Origin of the sequence: Halohasta salina (assembly GCF_024178165.1) — an archaeon.
Classification (GTDB): Archaea; Halobacteriota; Halobacteria; order Halobacteriales; family Haloferacaceae; genus Halohasta; species Halohasta salina.
In genome coordinates, this window is record NZ_JAMZIE010000008.1 from 54,755 (window position 1) to 71,712 (window position 16,958).

Sequence of the window (16,958 nt, forward strand, 5' to 3'; positions counted from 1 at the left end):
AGGTATTTTCTACATGATTAAAAATGTATTGAAACCGGTGTCGGTCCCGCACCGGTGAGTCGAGTTGAAACGGGGGTCGATTTCAGGCGTCGAGTTGTTGTCGACCGGGTGCGATTAGGGCGTCGAGCTCCGACGCGAGGGCACCTTTGGCGTCCATCGGGTGGAGTTCGCCGGATTCCATATCTGCCTCTAGGGCCTCGTAGCTCTCGTATTCGAGATCGCCGCCGTACTCTTCGGGGCGCTCGACCACGACGGTGTCGACCCGCGGGAACACATGGTACTTGAACAGTTGCAGGACGGGGTTCTCGCGTTCGTTGCCCTCGTCGTCGGGGTCGGGATCGGCCGTCGGCGGACAGAAGGCGTCGTTGACTTTCTCGGCGATCTCCTTGCTGGAGTCGTCCATCGAGATCGTCACCCCGTCGCTGGAGGACATCTTGCCGACACCAGTAGAGAGGTCGGCAATGATCGGCGTGTGGAGCGCGGGCCGGACGTCGTAGCCGAGCTCGGGCAGCGTCTCGCGTGCCAGCATGTGGACCTTCCGCTGGTCGAGCCCGCCGACCGCGAGGTCGACGTCGAGATATTCGATATCCAGCGCCTGCATGAGGGGGTAGACCATCTGGGAGACCTTGGCGTGGTCGCCGCGCTGGATCTCGGCCATCGACCGCTTGGCGCGGGAGAGCGTCGTCTCCAACTCGGCGGCGTGCAGATCGAGGGTGTACTCCTCGTCGAGCTGGAACTCCGAGCCGAGGACGAACTCGGTTTGTTCCTCGTCGAGGCCGTAGGCGATGAACTGCTCCTGCATTCGCTCGGCAGTTTCGCGGATTTCCTCGAAGGTGCCCTTGTCGTTCAGGTAGGCGTGAACGTCGGCCAGCAGGACCGTGACTTCGAAGCCCGCCTCTTGGAGGTCGATCAGTTTCGTCGCGGTCAGCATGTGGCCGATGTGGAGGACGCCGGAGGGTTCGTAGCCGACATAGGCTCGCTTGCCCTCGGGGCTGTTGGCTAGCGTGCGAACCTCGTCGTCGGTGACCACCTCATCGGCATTCCGGGTGATCAACTCGTAGGCGTCCATACACCTCCGTCGGGTCAGCGCTGTAAAATGACTTCTGAATGCGGGTCGGCCCTAGCTCCCGCCGGATTTCGTATCGGCGCGGTGTTCGCTGATCAGTTCGTCGACCATGCTCGCTTTCTGTTCGCGTTCGCGCTCTTCGGCTCGCTGTTCCCAGTCGGCGATCACGGCCTCGATTTCCTCGTCGTCCACAACTGCCAACTCGTCGATCTCCTGAATCGACACGTCCTCGGCTGACCCGACCGGAATCCCGGCCTCGAAGAGGATCTCGTCGGCCGCATCCGACAGCCCACCCTCCCGCAGGACGACCCGTGGCTCGATGTCGACTACCATTTCTGCCGTACTGCGTCCGGCCCCCGAGGCGTCCCGGAAGTAGATGATGTCGCCGCTTGTGAGGCCGATCTCCTCGTCGGTCTCCTCGATAGCACGTTTGGTGAACTGCTCGACCATCTTCACCGAGACGAGATTTCGGTCGCCCGCCACGTCGTCGACGTTCGAGTGGTCGAGCTTCCAGAGTTCCTTCAGGCGATCTAACTTCGATTCGAGTTCGTCGGCCCGCTCGATAGCTTCGTCGCGCTCCCGCTCCAGGCGATTGATCTCGCGGTTACGCTGAGAGATCTCCCGGCGCTCCCGTGCCTCCCGTCGCTCCTCGCGGCGGGCCTCCGAGAGCTCCTGTTTGTACTCCTCGATCGTCTCGTCCCGTTCGTCGAGTTTCGCTTCGAGTTCGTCGGTGTGGGCCTGGAGTCGGTCGACCTGATCCTCCAACTCCTTGATTCGCCGTTCCTCTGCCGAGAGTTCCCGCACCTCGTGGGTCGACTCCTCGTCGTCGGCCTCGGGCTCGTCCGACAGCTCTCGCAGGGCGGCCTCGACGGACGCGCCGCCAGCGACGACGTGGGCGATCACCTCCTCGCGGTCGAACTGCCGGGGGGTCTTCTCGGCGATCCGGTCGAACTGATCCTCGTGGTCGTCGTAGGCATAGAGGGCTGCGGCCATCGCGTCCCGTTCGTGGTCGTTTTCGTACTCGTGATCGCGTGTCCGGTGGACCTTCTCGTCGACCGGAATATCGCTCGGCGGGACCCACCGGGTCGCATCGAAGCTCCGCCGGAATTTTTCCACTGTTTCGGGCATCGGCGTCACGTCGGCGGCGACGATCAGGGGTCGACCGCGGTCGATGAGCCACTCGATGAGTTCGGCGGTGTCGGCCGTCCGGCTCGAAAAGCGGTCCAACACCCGGCCGTCCAGCGAGACGACCGCCGCCGCGGTGGTCGTTCCGGGATCGATCCCGACGATCACGCGGTCCCGCCGCTTGACGAGCGGTTCGTAGCTGATCCCGTCGCGCTGCTCGCGTTCGATCTCGATCCGGGTATCACCCGACCGGTGGGTCGACACCGGTAGCTCCGAGGGGGTCGCCTCGACGGTAAAGACGGCGTTCGCAAGGCCGCCGTACTTCTCGGTCACGTCCTTTTCGAACTCCAGATTCGCCTCCGTGAGCTTGGACTCGACCTTCTTGGCCATCCGCTTGACGCTGCCGTGAATCCGGCGGGTGTAGCGGTCTTGGCTCCAGCCGCCCTTGCCGGTCGACCGCCCGCGGGCGACCTTGACGGTCGTCGTGTTCGTAAACGCCGAGACCTCACAGCCGACGTTGGCCGCCGCGAGTCGGGCGGCGGCCTCGGCCTCTTTCATCGGCTTCTTGCCGTAGGGAACGCCGTGACGGGCGGCGACCCGCGACAGCGGTTCGGGCCGCTCGTCGCCGGTCACCTGTACGAGCGTCGTTGCCGAGGGGAGTCGACGCAGAAACCCCACGAGGGCGTCTTTGTCCTCGGCGAGTTCGTAGGCGTTGTCGGTCGCCAACAGCCCCGGCTCCTCGGATTTGATCAGTCGACAGAGTTTGCGGAACGAGACCACGTCCCGTTCGATCTGGCCGTCGTCGAGGACGGCGAGCGCGTAGGAGGGTGCATCGCCGCGAATGTCACCGCTCTGGATGTCGACGCCGAACACCGGCCCGTCGAGTGCGTTCGTCCGGACGGTCACACTCCTGATAGAACCGCAGGCAGTAAATACTCCACGCCGCGGGGCTACTCGATGGTCGCCGAGGCGGTGTCGTCGACCACCCCTGCGGCGGTCAGCACCCGCGCTGCGTTCGCGACTCCGGCCCCCATCTCGGGGCCCTCCTTCTCGACGAAGGCGTGGTACGACAGCGCCGCCGGAAGTTCGGCGCTGGGTCGGCCGGCCGCGAGAATCACCGGCAGCGTCGGATGCTCACGCCGGAGCGACTGGTGGAAGATTTCGACACGGTCGGGCGAGAGTTCCGTATCGAGGACAACGCAGTCGATCCCGCCCTCCATGATCGACTCGCGGGCTGCCGCCAGCGTCGACACCGATCGGACGTCCATCGCGGACGACCGACGCACCGCTGCGGCGGTATACTCGTCGAACAGGCTGTCGTCGGTGACCACGAGCAGTCGAACCGCGGGAGCAACCGTCATATATAGCCGATGGCTACCACGGCCAAAAGACACTGCTAAGAGAGCTATTGTGGGCACTATAGACGTCCCAACACCGGGTAGTCGACGCCTACTCGTCGGGGAACGGCACCTCGACGGTCTGGCCGTCGGTCGCGACGAAGGCCTCGCCGTCGAAGGCGGCGGCGGCCTCCTGCTCGATAGCCGAGGAGTCAGCCCCGTACCGCGAGGAGATATGTGTCAGTGCGAGCCGTTCGACGCCGGCGCGGGCGGCGATGTCACCGGCTTCGCCCCCGGTCGAGTGGGCCGTCGACCGGGCGCGCTCTCCGTTGTCGGCCGCGAAGGTGGCGTCGTGGATCAACAGATCCGCGTCCTCGCCGATCTCGACGGTGGCGTCGACCGGCCGGGTATCGCCCGTGTACACCACTTTTCGACCGGGTCGGGGGTCACCGACGACTTCCTCGGGCTCGATGACCCGGCCGTCGTCGAGTTCGACCGCCTCGCCCGCGTGGAGTCGACCGTAGGCCGGTCCCGGCGGGATTCCGAGTTCTTCCTCGGCTTTCTGTCGGTCGAACCGACCGGGGCGGTCGTCCTCGATCAACGCGTAGCCGACCGCGTTGGTCTGGTGGTGGGTCTGGAAGGCCCGCACTTCGTACTCGTTGGTCTCGCGGGCGACGTCACCGGCACTGATCTCGACGATCTCGACCGGAAACGCCGGGCTGTAGTCGCCGACGGTGAGCAGCGTCTCGATGTCGTGGCCCGTCCCCTGCGGGGTGTAGATCGTCAGTGGGGCCTCCCGACCGTTGAAGCTCCAACTCTGGACGAGGCCGGGAATCCCGAGGATGTGGTCGCCGTGGAGGTGGGTGACGAAGATGGCCGCGACGTCGAAGCCGGTGCCGAACCGCATCATCTGGCGCTGTGTGCCCTCCCCGCAGTCGAACAGCAGGCCGTCGCCCTCGCGGTTAATAAAGATCGCACTGGGTGCCCGATCCGTGGTCGGGACGGCCCCGCTGGTGCCGAGAAAGGTCACACGTAACGACATGGACAGTGGTCGACTGCGGGCGATTAAACGCCCTTCGGAACGTCCGTCGGGCGGCGGCCAGATGGACGGCGTCTCGACCGGTCGACGCCTCAGACGTACCGAAGGGGTAGCATCAGGAGGATCCCGAAGACGATCCCACCGACGAGTTCCGGCTTCCCACCGCGGGGGACGTTGTTGCCGAGATCCAGCGCTTCGGGGATGAACTCCGAGACGACGAGATAGATCATCGCCCCCGCGGCGAAGCCGAAGCCAAAGGGGAGGAACTCCCGGGCAACCCGGACGAAGCCGAAGGCGATGACCGCGCCGATCGGTTGGGGGAGACTCGAAAAGACGGCCCACCAGACCAGCTTCCAGTTTTCGACGCCCATCGATTTGAGGGGGATCGAGATCGCCGTCCCCTCAGGGATGTTGTGGATCGAGATGGCGACGGTCATGAAGATCGCCAACACGGGGACGGTCGCCCCGAGGATCTGCGTGCCGCCCTCCAGCCCCAGGTCGGCGAAGGAGACTCCGACAGCGACGCCTTCGGGGAAGCTATGGACGGTCAGGATGCCGAGAATGAGGACGAGTTTCTTGAAGTCCGCCTCCTCGTACTCTTGGGGGTCGATCTCGGCGTCGACCAACACCTCGTGGGCGACGATGACGAGCACCACGCCCGCGGCCATCCCGGCGGCGATCTCCCAGCCGCTGCCCTCGGCGAGTCCCTCTTCGATGAGCCCGAACAGCGACGCCGAGACCATGATCCCCGAGGCTAGCCCCCACAGGACGATGTTCCGCCGGTCGCTGATCGTCTCGAAAAAGAAGAACGGGAGCGCGCCGATCCCGGTCGCCAAGGCGGTGATGAACCCGGCGACAAAGACGAACGTGAGGTTCCCGAGTAATTCCATTACCGGACACTACTCTACGCTGAAAAATAAAGCATCCGACAGCCGGGCGTACTGCTGTCGGTCGACCAGGTGAACGGACCGGCGAACACCGGACAGCGGACGCCCACTCAGTCCGCACTTGTACCGACGACAGTCGACTGGTCGCCGCTGTGCAGTTGGTACTGCTTGCGGAGTCCCAGTGCGAGCGCGCCGAGGCCGACTAGCAACACGAGGAGGTCAACGAGGCCGCCGAAGATCGGGATTGCACCGAGAAGCGCGACCGCGACGAGACCGACCACCAATGCCAGCCAGCGGTTGTCGACGCCGACGAGGTCAAGCGCCCACGCGCCGACGGCGTACTGGCCGAGAACGACCGCGATCCAGATCGCCGCGCCGAAGCCGGCCGCGCCGAACAGCGACAGCGGGATGCCGACGAGGCTGATCGCAACCACCACCAGCAGAATCGGCACGGCGATCAGCAGTAGCAGCCCGATCCCGCCCGATCGAGCCGGGGAGTCGACCACGCGGGCGGCGACGCCGGTGGCGAACGACGGGAACACCGCGAGGAGGATCGCGCCGAGCAGCAGGTTCGCCAGCAACCCGTAGACGATGCCGAGCCACGACGGCACGGTGAAATCGCTGGTGTCGCCACCGAGATCGGAGTCTTCGACGACACCGCCGTCGACGATTGCGGCCGGATCCTGACTGAAGCTCGGCGCGTCGTAGCGGAACTCCCCGCCAACCACTGCGTTCGGGCCGAGAGCGATCCGCTCGGCACCCGCCCGAACGTCGCCGTCGACCTGCCCGTCGACGAGGAGATACCCCGTCCCAAGGTCGAGATTGCCGCCGATCCGGGCGGTGTCGGTGATCTCGGTGTGGCCGCTCCCGGTAGAAACGTCGCCCGCCACCGTTCCATCGATACGGATCGCGCCAGCCGCGGCCTCAACCGAGCCGTCGACCTGTCCACTCTCGGTAACGTGGACGTGGCCGGCGACGCCGCTGATATCGCCGGTTACCGTGCCGCGAACGACGATCGAGCCGGCAACGGTGTCGATCCGGTCGACCGTCTCGTCGGCCTCGACGACGACGACACCCGAGGGCGTGTCGGTCGACTGTCCAGCCACGACACCGATCGACCCCGAGAGGACCAGTACCGAGACGACGGCGAGGACGACGACCCGTCGACTCGCGGAGAACCGTGCGTTCATACATCAGTTAGTCGCCGTTTACCACTAAATACTAATTCAGCAACACCGGGAGATCTGCCGTACTGGATCTCTACCGGTCGGTGTCGACGACTCAGAACTCCTCGACGTGGGGGCGGAGGTCGACTTCGAGCGACCACGCCGAGCGGTCCTGCTCGACGAGATCCCAGTAGGTCTCGGCGATGGCATCGGGGTTGAGAAACTCCTCGGCGTCGCGGTCAGGTTGCTGTCGCTTGGCGGCGGGAGTCAGAATCTGGCCGTCGATCACGACGTGGGCGACGTGGATCCCCTCAGGCCCGAGTTCGCGGGCCATCGACTCGGCCATGCCGCGGTTGGCGAACTTGGCCGCACTGAACCCGAGTGCGCCGTCGCGGCCGCGGACCGCCGAGGTCGCGCCGGTGAAGAGGATCGTCCCGCCGTCGCCATCGAGCATGTCGTCGACGGCTTCCTGCGAGCAGCATAGCGCCCCGTACGACGACACCCGCCATGCCGCTTCGAACTCCTCGTGGGAGATCTCACGCAGCCCCTTCCACGAGCCGCCGCTGGCGTGGTTGACCAGCACGTCGACGGGGCCGAAGGCCTCTCGAACCGTCTCGAATCCAGCCTCGACCTGCTGTGGGTCGGTGATATCAGTGGGGACCGCCAGCGCGTCGTCGCCGAGATCGGCCGCCAGTTCGTCGAGATAGTCGCCCGATCTGGCAAAGAGACCGACCTGACACCCTTCGTCGACGAACTTGCGTGCGATCGATTCACCGAGCCCCGGACCGACGCCAGCGATGACTGCCGTTCGTGCCATAGTAGAGCGACGACCGCCGACCCAAAAACCGTGTGCGTCGACCGCCCGAAACACCGTAACCGACCGATTCTTAGCCACGGAGTCGGTAGGACCGCCAATGGACGCGCCGCTGTGGATCGACACCTACGCGCCGGCCCTCTCGGACCTCCCGCAGCCGGAAGTCCGCGAGCGCCTTGACCGGACCGTCGGCGAACCGATGAACCTCGTAGTACAGGGGCCGCCGGGAGCCGGGAAAACCGCCGCCGCGCGGGCGCTGGCCCGCGAGGTCCACGACGACACTGAGGCCGATCTGATCGAACTCAACGTGGCGGACTTCTTCGACCGCACAAAAAAGGAGATCAAATCCGACCCCCGATTCGAGCAGTTCCTCACCGGGCGGAGCCGGATGTCGAAACGCGATATGATCAGCCACGTCCTCAAGGAGTCGGCGAGCTACGCGCCGGTCTCCGGCGAGTTCAAAACGATCCTGCTGGACAACGCCGAGGCGATCCGCGAGGACTTCCAACAGGCCTTGCGGCGGGTGATGGAACAACACCACCGGACGACCCAGTTTGTCTTTACGACGCGGCAGCCGGCCAAGCTCATCGCCCCCATCCAGTCGCGGTGTTTCCCAGTGCCGATGCGCGCGCCGACGACCGACGAAACGATCGGCGTACTAGAGGATATCTGCGAGGCCGAAGGCGTCGACCACGACGAGGCGGGGCTCGAATTCGTCGCCAGCGCCGCGGGCGGGAACCTCCGCCGGGCGATCCTCACCGCCCAGACCACCGCCACACAGAACGACGAACTCACGATGCAGACGGCCTACGAAACGCTGGGCGACATCGGCGACGACGACCGGATCCTGAGTGCGCTCGAAGACGCGCGCAGCGGCGAGCTCAAATCGGCCCGGAAGACGGTCGACGACCTCCTTTCTGACGAGGGGTACGACGGCACCGAACTACTGAGTGAACTCCTGCGGGTCGCCCGCTCGCGGTCGGAGTTCGGGACCGACGACATCACCCGCCTGCACGCGCTGGCGGGGGAGGTCGACCTCGAACTCACCGAGGGACTCGATGACCGCCTCCACCTCACCCACCTGCTGGCCGCGTGGGGCGAGGGCCGAACCGAACTCCGGTCGACCGCGTAGCCATGCCCGACATCCCCTACGCCGTCGCTCCCGGTGGCTGGCGGTACGCACTCGCCTGCTTCGCCCTCGCGCTGCCCGCCGCCGTCGTTGCCCCACCGCTCGCAGCCGCCGCGCTGGCCCTCGGCGTCGGCTCGCTGTGGTTCCACCGCGATCCCGACCGCCAGCCACCCGACTCAGGCATCATCGCGCCCGCGGACGGCCACATCTCGGTTATTCGTGAGGAGGACGACCGACTCCGCGTTGGCACCTTTATGAACGTCACCGACGTCCACGTCAACCGCGCGCCGACCGCCGGAACCGTCACGTCGGTCGACCACCGTCCTGGAGCCTACAAACCCGCCTTCTCGAAGGATTCGGACCGCAACGAGCAGGTGGTCGTCGACTGTGGCGAGTATCAAGTCATCCAGATTGCGGGCTGGTTCGCCCGCCGGATCCATCCCTCCGTCGAACCGGGCGACGAACTCGTTGCTGGCCAGCGAATCGGCCACATCTCGTTTGGCAGCCGGGTCGACGTGGTGTTACCCGCCGCCTACTCGCGGGACGACCTACTGGTCGAGGAAGGCGAGGCGGTTCGGGCTGGCGAGACGCGACTCGTCGAAACAGCCACGGAAAAGTAGTCGCCGACTACCACGGCTCGTCTTTCGCGCCGATCTTGAACGCAACGACGTTGGTGCTCACGTGCAGCAGCGGCGTTATGACGAGGATAACGGCGAGAACGGCGGGCGTGAACGTCGACTGTGCCCAGTCGGCGGCGAACACGAACGCAAACAGCAGCGCGCCGACGACGAAGTCGAGTTGGTCGAGACCGGGGAACGCCGCGCCGCGCTTGCGGCCGCTCCGACGTTTGAGAAACGAGGCCCCGATGTCGCCGACCATCGCGCCGAAAGCGAGACCGACCGAAGCAGGGAGTGGAAACGTCGGCAGCGAGACGCCGAGCGCGGCGGAGGCGGGACCGGAAAGCGTGTTGAGCGCCAGCGCCAGCAGGACGCCGGCGAGGGTGCCGACCGCCGTCCCGCGCCACGTTTTCCCGTCGCCCAACACGCGCCGCTCGCCCAACGTCCGGCCGCCGTCGATGGGGCGACCCCCACCGGCGAGCACCGCCGCGTTGTTCGGGACGTAGGCGGGCAACATCGCCCAAAACGCCGTCGCCACGAGTGAACCGACCATACCGACGACAGGCGCAGGTGGTTCTTAAGTTCCCGCGGTTCGGCGCGACCGCCTCGGCCACCGGTCCAATATTCACACCGGTCGAAACGGTGAAACCACCGACCCACCAACTGACCAATATCCAATGCTGACAAAGCGCATCATCCCCTGTATCGACGTCGACCTCGACGAGGAGGGCAACGCCGCCGTCTACACCGGGGTCAACTTCGAGGACCTCAAATACACCGGCGACCCCGTCGAGATGGCCAAAGCCTACAACGAGGCCGGCGCCGACGAGTTCGTCTTTCTGGATATCACCGCCTCCGCCGACGACCGGGAGACGATGCTCGAAACCGTCTCGGCGGTCGCCGACGAGTGTTTCATCCCGCTGACCGTCGGTGGGGGGATCCGAACGAAGGAGGATATCAAGGAGACCCTCCGTGCGGGCGCGGACAAGGTCTCGATCAACACTGCGGCGCTCCAGCGGCCCGAACTGATTACGGAGGGCGCGGAGGCCTTCGGCAGCCAGTGTATCGTCATCTCCGTCGACGCCCGCCGCCGATTCGACGACGAGGGCGAATACTACACGACCGTCGACGGCGAGGAGTGCTGGTTCGAGTGTACGATCAAGGGTGGCCGCGAGGGGACCGGCCGGGACGTCGTCGCGTGGGCCATCGAGGCCGAAGAGCGTGGCGCGGGCGAACTGTTCGTCAACTCCATCGACACCGACGGCACCAAGGACGGCTACGATATCCCGCTGACGAAAGCGGTCTGCGACAACGTGTCGACGCCGGTAATCGCCTCCTCGGGCTGTGGCGGCCCGGAGCATATGGCCGAAGTGTTCACCGAGGCCGGTGCGGACGCGGGGCTGGCGGCGTCGATCTTCCACTTCGACGAGTACTCGATCCAGGAGGTCAAAGCCGACCTCGACGAGCAGGGGATCCCGGTCCGGCGCTGAGTGCCGTGGGCTGAGCTGGACTTTCCTCTATCGAATGACAAATGCTTTTATTCACGCCCCCGACTGCGGGGACGTGCCCTCCACCAATCACCCCGACCGTCGACCCCCGGACGAACCGTCGGCTCCCGGTGACGGCGCTGCCGCCGGCGAACTCGTCTTCGCCGGCCGCACGACGACGACGCCGGACGGCCGAACCGAGTACACCGTCTTCGAGGACGGCCTCGCGCCCACCGAACGGATGACACGCTGGCTGACAGTCGACGCAGAACAGGTCGTTTCGCTGGCCGATCGCCGGTAGCCGGTCGACGCCGGCGTCAGACCGCCGCCTCGAAGGCGTCGGCGAAGCTGTCGGTCGTCTCCCGGACGGCGGTGGCGGCGTCGGCGAGCGCATCAAGCGGATCGGTGCCGTCCTCGGTCGTAATCGAGAGCACGGGATCGGTCTGGCCGCCGGACTGCTCGGGATTGACGTCGTACGTCGCCGCCGAGACCGCCTCGGCCTCCAGCAGTTCGCCTTTGAGTACGTTCATGAAGGTGTGATCCTCGCCGGCGATCTCGATCCGGAGTTCCGTCTCGGTCTTCTCGATAACCCGCAGTTCCATACCCGGCGTTCGGCAGTTCGGCGTTTCAGTGTTTCGTTGTCCCGTGACTGCCGGCGTCGATGGCCGCCCCCACAGCGGGGGCTCCGAGCAAAAAGCCTATAGTTGCGACAGGGTTATCGACTGGTAGACATGGTCAACGTGCTTCCGCTGTTCGGCCCAGTCGGCCCGGAGATGCTCATCATCCTGCTCGTGTTGGTGCTCTTGTTCGGCGCGAACAAGATCCCCAAACTCGCCCGGTCGACGGGGCAGGCGATGGGCGAGTTCAAGAAGGGCCGCGAGGAGATCGAAGACGAACTCAGCGAGATGACCGACCCGGATGCGACCCCCTCGGAGACGGCCAGTGAGCCGTCCGAAGAGGTCGACGACACCGAGACGGAAACCGAGAAAGCCAGCTAATCCAGTCCGGGCCGGACGTTTTTCGATTTTTCAACCGTCGGAGCGACTGCTCGTGGACACGTGGCCTAGTGGACAGGGCGAGTGGTTCCTAACCGCTCGATCGTGGGTTCGAATCCCACCGTGTCCGTTGTCTACGAACGCACGTGAGTAGCAACGGCACAGGGATTCGAAGCAGCGAGCAGGGCGTGGCGCCACGCGCCACGCTGGCGAACGGGTGCTTTGCACCCGTGAGCAGCTCCGCTGAGAGTGAGGTTCGAATCCCACCGTGTCCGCTTCTGGGACGAACGTGAGCAACGGCGGCACGACTTATATTCACAGGCGACGTACGGAGAGCGAATGGTCGACGGGTTAGATGTCGAAACCGCAACCACCGACGAACTCCGGGCCCAGCGAGCGGCGATTCTCGACGAGGTCCGGTCCCATGCCGGCGAAATCGCCCGGGAACTCGCTTTGCTGGAGGGCGGCGACTACGGCCGCCGGACGTTCGGCACCGACCGCGGCGAGTGGACGGTCAAATACGAGGCCGGACGCCTCGAATTCCTGCTGTTCGAGAGCCAAGGCGGAGCCGAAACCTACGTCATCTCGACCAAGCGCCCGCCCGAACCGAAGGCGCTCCGTGATGCCCTGCAGGATTACGAGGCCTTCGTCGCGGCCTACAACGCGTTCGTCGACGCCCGCGAGGACGTCCTCGACGATGTGGTCCCGGAGTTTCCCGAAGTCCGGTCGACCGAAGCCGTCGTCGCCGACCGCGACCGGATCGTTGAGGCGATCGGCGAGGTCGCCACCGAGATCGCCCAGCAGTGTTACCGCTACGAGGGCACCGACTACGGCACGTTTGCGACGACCGTCGACGGCACGCGATGGGAACTCAAGTGGGACGAGGGGCAGGTCTCGTATCTCCGGGTCGGCGGCGAGGGCGGCATCTATCTGCTTTCACAGTACGGCCCGCCGTCCGCGCCGGATGTTCGGGCGCTGGCCGACGACGTGGCGGGGTTCGTCGACGCGTTCAACGCGTTCGTCGACGATCTGGAAGTCGACCTCGATGGAGTGTCGTTCGCCGACGGCTGAGTTAGGCAACGAGCAGCCACGCCACGCCGACGGCGGCGGCGCTGAGCGCGAGGTTCCCGAGAGCATTGAGCACTGCGTAGCCGCGCATGCCGTCCTCCCAGAGTCTGACCGTCCGGACGCTAAACGAGGAGTAGGTCTTGACATCCTCCCCGCCCTGAAGGGCGAGGATTCCCACGTTGGGATATTGTGGTTTACGACGTGACCCGTTCTTGAGGTGCGAACGCACCAGTTTCCTTGTCAAACAGAAACGTCGATGGCTGTGCCAACCAGCCGGTACTCCTATCTCCCCCATCGCAGGCGAGACTCGGAGTTACTTTTTGTCGAATGTTCTCCGCACCATTCACGTCAGCGTTGGCTACCATACCACAGCTGTCGCAGACGTACAACCCACGCTCTACACGGTTCGCGTCTCTCGTCTGCCCACAACACGAACACGTTTTCGAGGTATCACGCTCCGAGACTTCTTTTACCTCGATGCCTTCCATCTCTGCTTTGTATTCAAGTAGATCAGTGAAGCGGTCGAACGCCCACGAATGGAGATCAAGGTTGCCATGTTTGCCCCAATCTTTTGCTTCCTCGGTGTCGTCGTCCTCCCGAATACCCGAAAGGTCGCCCACTACTATCGTTCCAACACTTTCCTCAACACACCGTTCGACAATGTGTTTCGACAGTGTATGGAAGTAGTGAGTCCGACGAGTCGACTTCTTGTGGTTCAGCCGGGTGGCTCGCTCCGACAAAGAATCATCGCAGCGGGCAAGCTCCTTGCTGAAATAGTAGTCGTCCTGCTTCAAGCAGTTGAGTGGGTACAACTCGGCGTGACCGTTTTCGTAGGCGAGTGCGGCGAAATTATTGATGCCGAGGTCGATCCCCACCGTCTTGTCACCGGGTGAAGCGGATGTTTTTACTTCAACTCTACAGACAAAGTGTAGCTCCCACTCATACCCTGTCCAGACAGCCCGAACCTGTTGAACACTCTCTACAGTAGAGAGGTCTACGTCCGGTCGTGTCTGGAACTCACAGAGAATGAAGTCCGAAAAGTGGTTTTTGAGATTCGACCCTTTGGAGAGTCGAACACGGCTGTACTGAGTATCGAGTTTGAAGCCAGCGGCTTTGAATGTGACTGTGCTTCGTGGGTGTTTGTCACCGTGTTTGCGGTAGCCGGGTGGGTTCGCTCTCATGTCTCCGTTGCGTCGTTTGCCGTACCAACCATCGAACGCCTCAGCGAGTTCCTGTAGAACACGCTGACTTGACTGCGAATGAAGATCACTATAGCGTTCATGGTTCTTGAGGTAGGCAGTGAGTTCGCTGTGACCAGGAATATGGCCGATTTCGGACCATATGCGGTCACACGTCCACCGCCCAACGTTCCAGAGTTTTGAGGCAGCGAACCCGAGCGAATCAAGATCGTCAGACACCTGTTGGTGGTTCCGTATGGAGGCCGTATAGGTGCGATTGACGACCTGTTTCGCCATACGTAACCAATGTAGCTAAACTTACTTAATGATTCGGAATAACGCGGAATATCCGGCATAACCATCGAACAGTGGATGTATAGGGAGATGTCGGATTCATCCCCGCGCTAAAGCGCGAGGCTTTCTCCTTGATTCTCCGTAAACGAGGAGAGAAAACCGGTCCCGAAGACCAGCCGGGCGTTGTCGGCGATCGCCGGCTGGCCCAGCGAGTCGTAGACTAACACGCCGAGGGCGAAGCTCCCGAGGACGTTCACCGCGAGCGTCCCCGCCAGCGAGCCCGGCACGAGGAGGTCGACGAACCCCCGGAGGTTGGCCCCGGCGAAGCCGCCGACAGCGATCAACAGGATCGGTTCGAGTCGTGTGAGGAGCTGTCTGGGTGTCATGGATGGTCGACAGGAGCCATCAGCCGATCGGCGGTTGGGTCGGGCGAGCCCCATCGCCCGGCGGCCATCCCCGAGTGGGTGACCGCGAGGTACTGTCTCAGCGAGTTCGTCCCGTCGATCTAACGGTTCCGATGTTCCGGCCACACCCCGTCGGCGGCCGGCGCTCCGAGACGCTTATTCACTCCCATCCCGTATGTGAGCGTATGCAACAGGTCGGCGTGTGGGCGGCGGCGATCGACCGCGCAGGCGTCGTAAGTCGACGGAGCGATCCCGTCGGGCCAGCGACGGTGATCGGCCGGTGATCCCGCTGTACCACGACTTCAGCGGCGCACGGGTGCTCGTCTTCGGCGGCGGACCCGTCGGCGCGCGGAAGGCCCGCCGATTCGCCCGCGAGGCCGACGTCGTAGCCGTCAGCCCGACGTTCGTCGACCGCTTCGAGAGGCCCGCGCTCGCGGCCGTCGAGCGGATCCGCGCGGCCCCCGATCCAGAGGACGCCGCCGACTGGGTCGGTCGGATCGAGCCGGCGTTAGTCGTGGCGGCGACCGACGACGACGCTCTCAACCGGGCGGCCGACGAGGCAGCCCGCAACCACGGGGCGCTCGTCAATCGAGCCGACCAGTCCGGCGGGCGGGACGTCGACAGCGTCGTCGTGCCGGCGACGGTGCGGGACGACCCGGTGTCGGTGGCCATCTCGACCGGCGGCGAGAGCCCCGCGCTGGCGCGATATCTCCGCCAACAGATCGAGGCCGAGATCGACGAGGCGGGGGCGATGGCCGAGTTGAGCGGCCAGCTGCGAGCGGATCTCAAGGCGGCGGGCTACCCCCCGGCGGATCGCCGGGCGGCAGTCCGGTCGGTTGTCCAGTCGTCATCGGTTTGGAAGGCTTTACATACGGGTACTCCCAACCCAGAAAAAGAGGCAGAGCGCGTAATGGCAGCTGAACACGACGATATGGAGGGCACGAGCCGATGATCCGGACGGGCGTCATCACGGGAGTGAGCGTCTCGCATACGAACGCGAGCGTCGACGAGATCGAGGCCGCCAGCTCCGAGACGGTCGCCGAGCGGGTCGAGCGGCTACTGGCCGAGCCGGGCGTCTCGGAAGCGTTCGCCATCGGGACCTGCAACCGCGCAGAGGCCTACGTCGTCACCGACCGGGCCGAACAGGGACGTCAAGCACTGGCCGACATCACCACCGAGGTCCGGACGGGCGCGGTCGACCACATGGACCACGAGGCGAGCCTCCGGCACCTCATGCGGGTGGCCGCCGGACTCGAGTCGCTCGTCCTCGGCGAGGACCAGATCATCGGCCAGCTCAAAACCGCCTTCGAGGCCTCGCGGGCGGCCGACGGGATCGGCCCGCTGCTGGAGGACGCGATCACGAAGGCGATCCACGTCGGCGAGCGCGCCCGCACCGAGACCGCGATCAACGAAGGGGTCGTCTCGTTGGGGTCGGCGGCCGTCGAGTTGGCCCGCCGCGAGACCGACCTCGAGGGGTCGACCGCGCTGGTCGTCGGCGCGGGCGAGATGGGGTCGCTGGCCGCCAGCGCCCTCGAATCCGCGGGCGTCGGCCGGATTCTGGTCGCCAACCGAACGATCCCCCACGCCACCCACATCGCCGAGGCCGTCGACGCCGACGCCTCGGCGATCGGCCTCGATGCGGCGGCGTCGGCCGCCGAGCGAGCGACAGTCGTCATTACTGCAACCGGGAGCCCCGAGTACGTACTGAAATCCGAGGGGCTCGCTGAGGCCGGTGAGACGATCTGTATCGATCTCGCCCAGCCGCGGGATATCGACCCCGACGCCGAGGAACTCGCCGAGGTCGAACTGTTCGATATCGACGCCCTCGAATCAGTGACGGAGTCGACCCACCGCCAGCGGCAGGCCGCCGCCACGGAGGTCGAGGCGATGATCGACGAGGAGTTCGACCGCCTGCTGGCCCTGTTCAAACGGAAGCGGGCCGACGAGGCGATCAGTACGATGTACGAAAGCGCCGAGCGCGTCAAAAACCGCGAGGTCGGCACCGCCTTCGCCAAGCTCGACGCCCACGGCGAGTTGACAGACCACCAGCGGGAGGTCATCGAGTCGCTGGCGGATTCGTTGGTCGGGCAGCTGCTGTCGGCACCGACCAAGAGCCTCCGGGAGGCCGCCGCCGAGGACGACTGGACGACGATCCAGACGGCGATGCAGCTGTTTAATCCGGAGTTCGACGGCGAACTCTCCCCTTCCGAGGACACGGCCGATAACGCGTCGACCGAACTGCCGGCCGAACGCCCGGAAGAGATCCCCGACGGCGTTCCGAAAGACGAGATTCCGCCCCACGTGCTCGAACAGTTGTCCAACGACTGAATCGATCATATCCCGGATACAACC

Annotated in this window: 19 protein-coding genes, 1 tRNA gene, 1 pseudogene and 1 riboswitch; of the genes and pseudogenes, 9 read left to right on the forward strand and 12 right to left on the reverse strand. The window is 65.0% G+C overall.

The features are described 5' to 3' along the window. Positions 1-82: 82 nt before the first annotated feature. The 7 genes from NKJ34_RS13865 to NKJ34_RS13895 form a co-directional block, all read right to left on the reverse strand. Positions 83-1,069: a tyrosine--tRNA ligase gene (locus tag NKJ34_RS13865; RefSeq protein ID WP_253738908.1), complete on the reverse strand. Its 987-nt coding sequence runs from the start codon at positions 1,067-1,069 to the stop codon at positions 83-85. 51 nt (positions 1,070-1,120) lie between these two features. Beyond that, positions 1,121-3,097, reverse strand: coding sequence for a DUF460 domain-containing protein (locus tag NKJ34_RS13870; protein ID WP_253738909.1), 1,977 nt, complete (start codon positions 3,095-3,097; stop codon positions 1,121-1,123). A gap of 44 nt (positions 3,098-3,141) precedes the next feature. Beyond that, on the reverse strand, positions 3,142-3,552 hold the full coding sequence (locus NKJ34_RS13875) for a DNA-binding transcriptional response regulator (protein WP_253738910.1): 411 nt from the start codon (positions 3,550-3,552) through the stop codon (positions 3,142-3,144). Between the two features lie 88 nt (positions 3,553-3,640). Continuing rightward, entirely contained in the window at positions 3,641-4,570 is a 930-nt protein-coding gene (gene rnz, locus NKJ34_RS13880; RefSeq protein WP_253738911.1) for a ribonuclease Z, read from the reverse strand. An 89-nt stretch (positions 4,571-4,659) separates the two neighbouring features. Then, positions 4,660-5,457 carry a ZIP family metal transporter gene (locus tag NKJ34_RS13885; RefSeq protein ID WP_253738912.1) on the reverse strand — a complete coding sequence of 266 codons (798 nt, stop codon included), beginning with the start codon at positions 5,455-5,457 and terminating at the stop codon, positions 4,660-4,662. A 107-nt stretch (positions 5,458-5,564) separates the two neighbouring features. Continuing rightward, entirely contained in the window at positions 5,565-6,644 is a 1,080-nt protein-coding gene (locus tag NKJ34_RS13890; RefSeq protein WP_253738913.1) for a bactofilin family protein, read from the reverse strand. Positions 6,645-6,735: 91 nt separating this feature from the next. Next, on the reverse strand, positions 6,736-7,437 hold the full coding sequence (locus NKJ34_RS13895; protein WP_253738914.1) for an SDR family NAD(P)-dependent oxidoreductase: 702 nt from the start codon (positions 7,435-7,437) through the stop codon (positions 6,736-6,738). A 97-nt stretch (positions 7,438-7,534) separates the two neighbouring features. Here NKJ34_RS13895 and NKJ34_RS13900 point away from each other — a divergent pair, with 97 nt between their 5' ends. Further along, positions 7,535-8,566 (forward strand): AAA family ATPase, encoded by a 1,032-nt coding sequence (locus NKJ34_RS13900; protein WP_253738915.1) that lies wholly within the window; start codon positions 7,535-7,537, stop codon positions 8,564-8,566. A 2-nt stretch (positions 8,567-8,568) separates the two neighbouring features. Then, the gene (locus tag NKJ34_RS13905) at positions 8,569-9,183 is read left to right on the forward strand and encodes a protein sorting system archaetidylserine decarboxylase (RefSeq protein WP_253738916.1); all 615 of its coding nucleotides are present in this window, start codon (positions 8,569-8,571) and stop codon (positions 9,181-9,183) included. A gap of 7 nt (positions 9,184-9,190) precedes the next feature. Here NKJ34_RS13905 and NKJ34_RS13910 read toward each other — a convergent pair whose 3' ends face one another. Next, positions 9,191-9,733: a CDP-2,3-bis-(O-geranylgeranyl)-sn-glycerol synthase gene (locus NKJ34_RS13910; protein WP_253738917.1), complete on the reverse strand. Its 543-nt coding sequence runs from the start codon at positions 9,731-9,733 to the stop codon at positions 9,191-9,193. A gap of 124 nt (positions 9,734-9,857) precedes the next feature. Between NKJ34_RS13910 and hisF the strand changes: the two genes are divergently transcribed. Both hisF and NKJ34_RS13920 read left to right on the forward strand, forming a co-directional pair. Then, a complete protein-coding gene (gene hisF / locus NKJ34_RS13915; protein WP_253738918.1) occupies positions 9,858-10,670 on the forward strand; it encodes an imidazole glycerol phosphate synthase subunit HisF in 813 nt (270 codons plus the stop codon). A gap of 73 nt (positions 10,671-10,743) precedes the next feature. Next, a complete protein-coding gene (locus NKJ34_RS13920; protein ID WP_253738919.1) occupies positions 10,744-10,968 on the forward strand; it encodes a DUF7511 domain-containing protein in 225 nt (74 codons plus the stop codon). Between the two features lie 16 nt (positions 10,969-10,984). On the opposite strand, the gene NKJ34_RS13925 is transcribed toward NKJ34_RS13920, so the two are convergent. Continuing rightward, on the reverse strand, positions 10,985-11,269 hold the full coding sequence (locus NKJ34_RS13925; protein ID WP_253738920.1) for a DNA-directed RNA polymerase subunit L: 285 nt from the start codon (positions 11,267-11,269) through the stop codon (positions 10,985-10,987). 129 nt (positions 11,270-11,398) lie between these two features. On the opposite strand from NKJ34_RS13925, the gene NKJ34_RS13930 reads away from it, so the two are divergent. From NKJ34_RS13930 to NKJ34_RS13940, 3 genes are all read left to right on the forward strand, one after another. After that, entirely contained in the window at positions 11,399-11,665 is a 267-nt protein-coding gene (locus tag NKJ34_RS13930) for a Sec-independent protein translocase subunit TatA/TatB (RefSeq protein ID WP_253738921.1), read from the forward strand. Between the two features lie 54 nt (positions 11,666-11,719). Beyond that, positions 11,720-11,792 (forward strand) — tRNA-Arg (locus NKJ34_RS13935). A gap of 209 nt (positions 11,793-12,001) precedes the next feature. After that, a complete protein-coding gene (locus NKJ34_RS13940) occupies positions 12,002-12,733 on the forward strand; it encodes a profilin-fold protein (RefSeq protein ID WP_253738922.1) in 732 nt (243 codons plus the stop codon). A gap of 1 nt (position 12,734) precedes the next feature. On the opposite strand, the pseudogene NKJ34_RS13945 reads toward NKJ34_RS13940, so the two are convergent. The 3 genes and pseudogenes from NKJ34_RS13945 to NKJ34_RS13955 form a co-directional block, all read right to left on the reverse strand. Then, positions 12,735-12,869: pseudogene (locus tag NKJ34_RS13945) on the reverse strand (chromosome condensation protein CrcB); the annotation flags it as partial. 55 nt (positions 12,870-12,924) lie between these two features. Then, positions 12,925-14,205 (reverse strand): RNA-guided endonuclease InsQ/TnpB family protein, encoded by a 1,281-nt coding sequence (locus NKJ34_RS13950; protein WP_253738924.1) that lies wholly within the window; start codon positions 14,203-14,205, stop codon positions 12,925-12,927. Between the two features lie 107 nt (positions 14,206-14,312). Further along, entirely contained in the window at positions 14,313-14,588 is a 276-nt protein-coding gene (locus tag NKJ34_RS13955) for a fluoride efflux transporter FluC (protein ID WP_253738925.1), read from the reverse strand. 3 nt (positions 14,589-14,591) lie between these two features. Next, positions 14,592-14,655, reverse strand: a riboswitch (Fluoride riboswitch). Positions 14,656-14,886: 231 nt separating this feature from the next. Between NKJ34_RS13955 and NKJ34_RS13960 the strand changes: the two genes are divergently transcribed. Together NKJ34_RS13960 and hemA are read left to right on the forward strand one after the other, a co-directional pair. Continuing rightward, a complete protein-coding gene (locus tag NKJ34_RS13960) occupies positions 14,887-15,558 on the forward strand; it encodes a precorrin-2 dehydrogenase/sirohydrochlorin ferrochelatase family protein (RefSeq protein WP_253738926.1) in 672 nt (223 codons plus the stop codon). Continuing rightward, complete coding sequence (hemA, locus tag NKJ34_RS13965) at positions 15,555-16,934, forward strand: glutamyl-tRNA reductase (protein ID WP_253738927.1); 1,380 nt, start codon at positions 15,555-15,557, stop codon at positions 16,932-16,934. Before NKJ34_RS13960 ends, hemA begins: the two co-directional genes overlap by 4 nt. Positions 16,935-16,958: the final 24 nt, after the last annotated feature.

What these genes read in the sequence shown, in the direction of transcription:
- NKJ34_RS13865 (WP_253738908.1), bottom strand. Translation starts at nt 1,069, where the DNA reads ATGGACGCCTACGAGTTGATCACCCGGAATGCCGATGAGGTGGTCACC.
- NKJ34_RS13875 (WP_253738910.1), bottom strand. Translation starts at nt 3,552, where the DNA reads ATGACGGTTGCTCCCGCGGTTCGACTGCTCGTGGTCACCGACGACAGC.
- NKJ34_RS13940 (WP_253738922.1), top strand. Translation starts at nt 12,002, where the DNA reads ATGGTCGACGGGTTAGATGTCGAAACCGCAACCACCGACGAACTCCGG.
- rnz (WP_253738911.1), bottom strand. Translation starts at nt 4,570, where the DNA reads ATGTCGTTACGTGTGACCTTTCTCGGCACCAGCGGGGCCGTCCCGACC.
- NKJ34_RS13900 (WP_253738915.1), top strand. Translation starts at nt 7,535, where the DNA reads ATGGACGCGCCGCTGTGGATCGACACCTACGCGCCGGCCCTCTCGGAC.
- NKJ34_RS13930 (WP_253738921.1), top strand. Translation starts at nt 11,399, where the DNA reads ATGGTCAACGTGCTTCCGCTGTTCGGCCCAGTCGGCCCGGAGATGCTC.
- hemA (WP_253738927.1), top strand. Translation starts at nt 15,555, where the DNA reads ATGATCCGGACGGGCGTCATCACGGGAGTGAGCGTCTCGCATACGAAC.
- NKJ34_RS13950 (WP_253738924.1), bottom strand. Translation starts at nt 14,205, where the DNA reads ATGGCGAAACAGGTCGTCAATCGCACCTATACGGCCTCCATACGGAAC.
- hisF (WP_253738918.1), top strand. Translation starts at nt 9,858, where the DNA reads ATGCTGACAAAGCGCATCATCCCCTGTATCGACGTCGACCTCGACGAG.
- NKJ34_RS13885 (WP_253738912.1), bottom strand. Translation starts at nt 5,457, where the DNA reads ATGGAATTACTCGGGAACCTCACGTTCGTCTTTGTCGCCGGGTTCATC.
- NKJ34_RS13890 (WP_253738913.1), bottom strand. Translation starts at nt 6,644, where the DNA reads ATGAACGCACGGTTCTCCGCGAGTCGACGGGTCGTCGTCCTCGCCGTC.
- NKJ34_RS13905 (WP_253738916.1), top strand. Translation starts at nt 8,569, where the DNA reads ATGCCCGACATCCCCTACGCCGTCGCTCCCGGTGGCTGGCGGTACGCA.
- NKJ34_RS13955 (WP_253738925.1), bottom strand. Translation starts at nt 14,588, where the DNA reads ATGACACCCAGACAGCTCCTCACACGACTCGAACCGATCCTGTTGATC.
- NKJ34_RS13925 (WP_253738920.1), bottom strand. Translation starts at nt 11,269, where the DNA reads ATGGAACTGCGGGTTATCGAGAAGACCGAGACGGAACTCCGGATCGAG.
- NKJ34_RS13895 (WP_253738914.1), bottom strand. Translation starts at nt 7,437, where the DNA reads ATGGCACGAACGGCAGTCATCGCTGGCGTCGGTCCGGGGCTCGGTGAA.
- NKJ34_RS13910 (WP_253738917.1), bottom strand. Translation starts at nt 9,733, where the DNA reads ATGGTCGGTTCACTCGTGGCGACGGCGTTTTGGGCGATGTTGCCCGCC.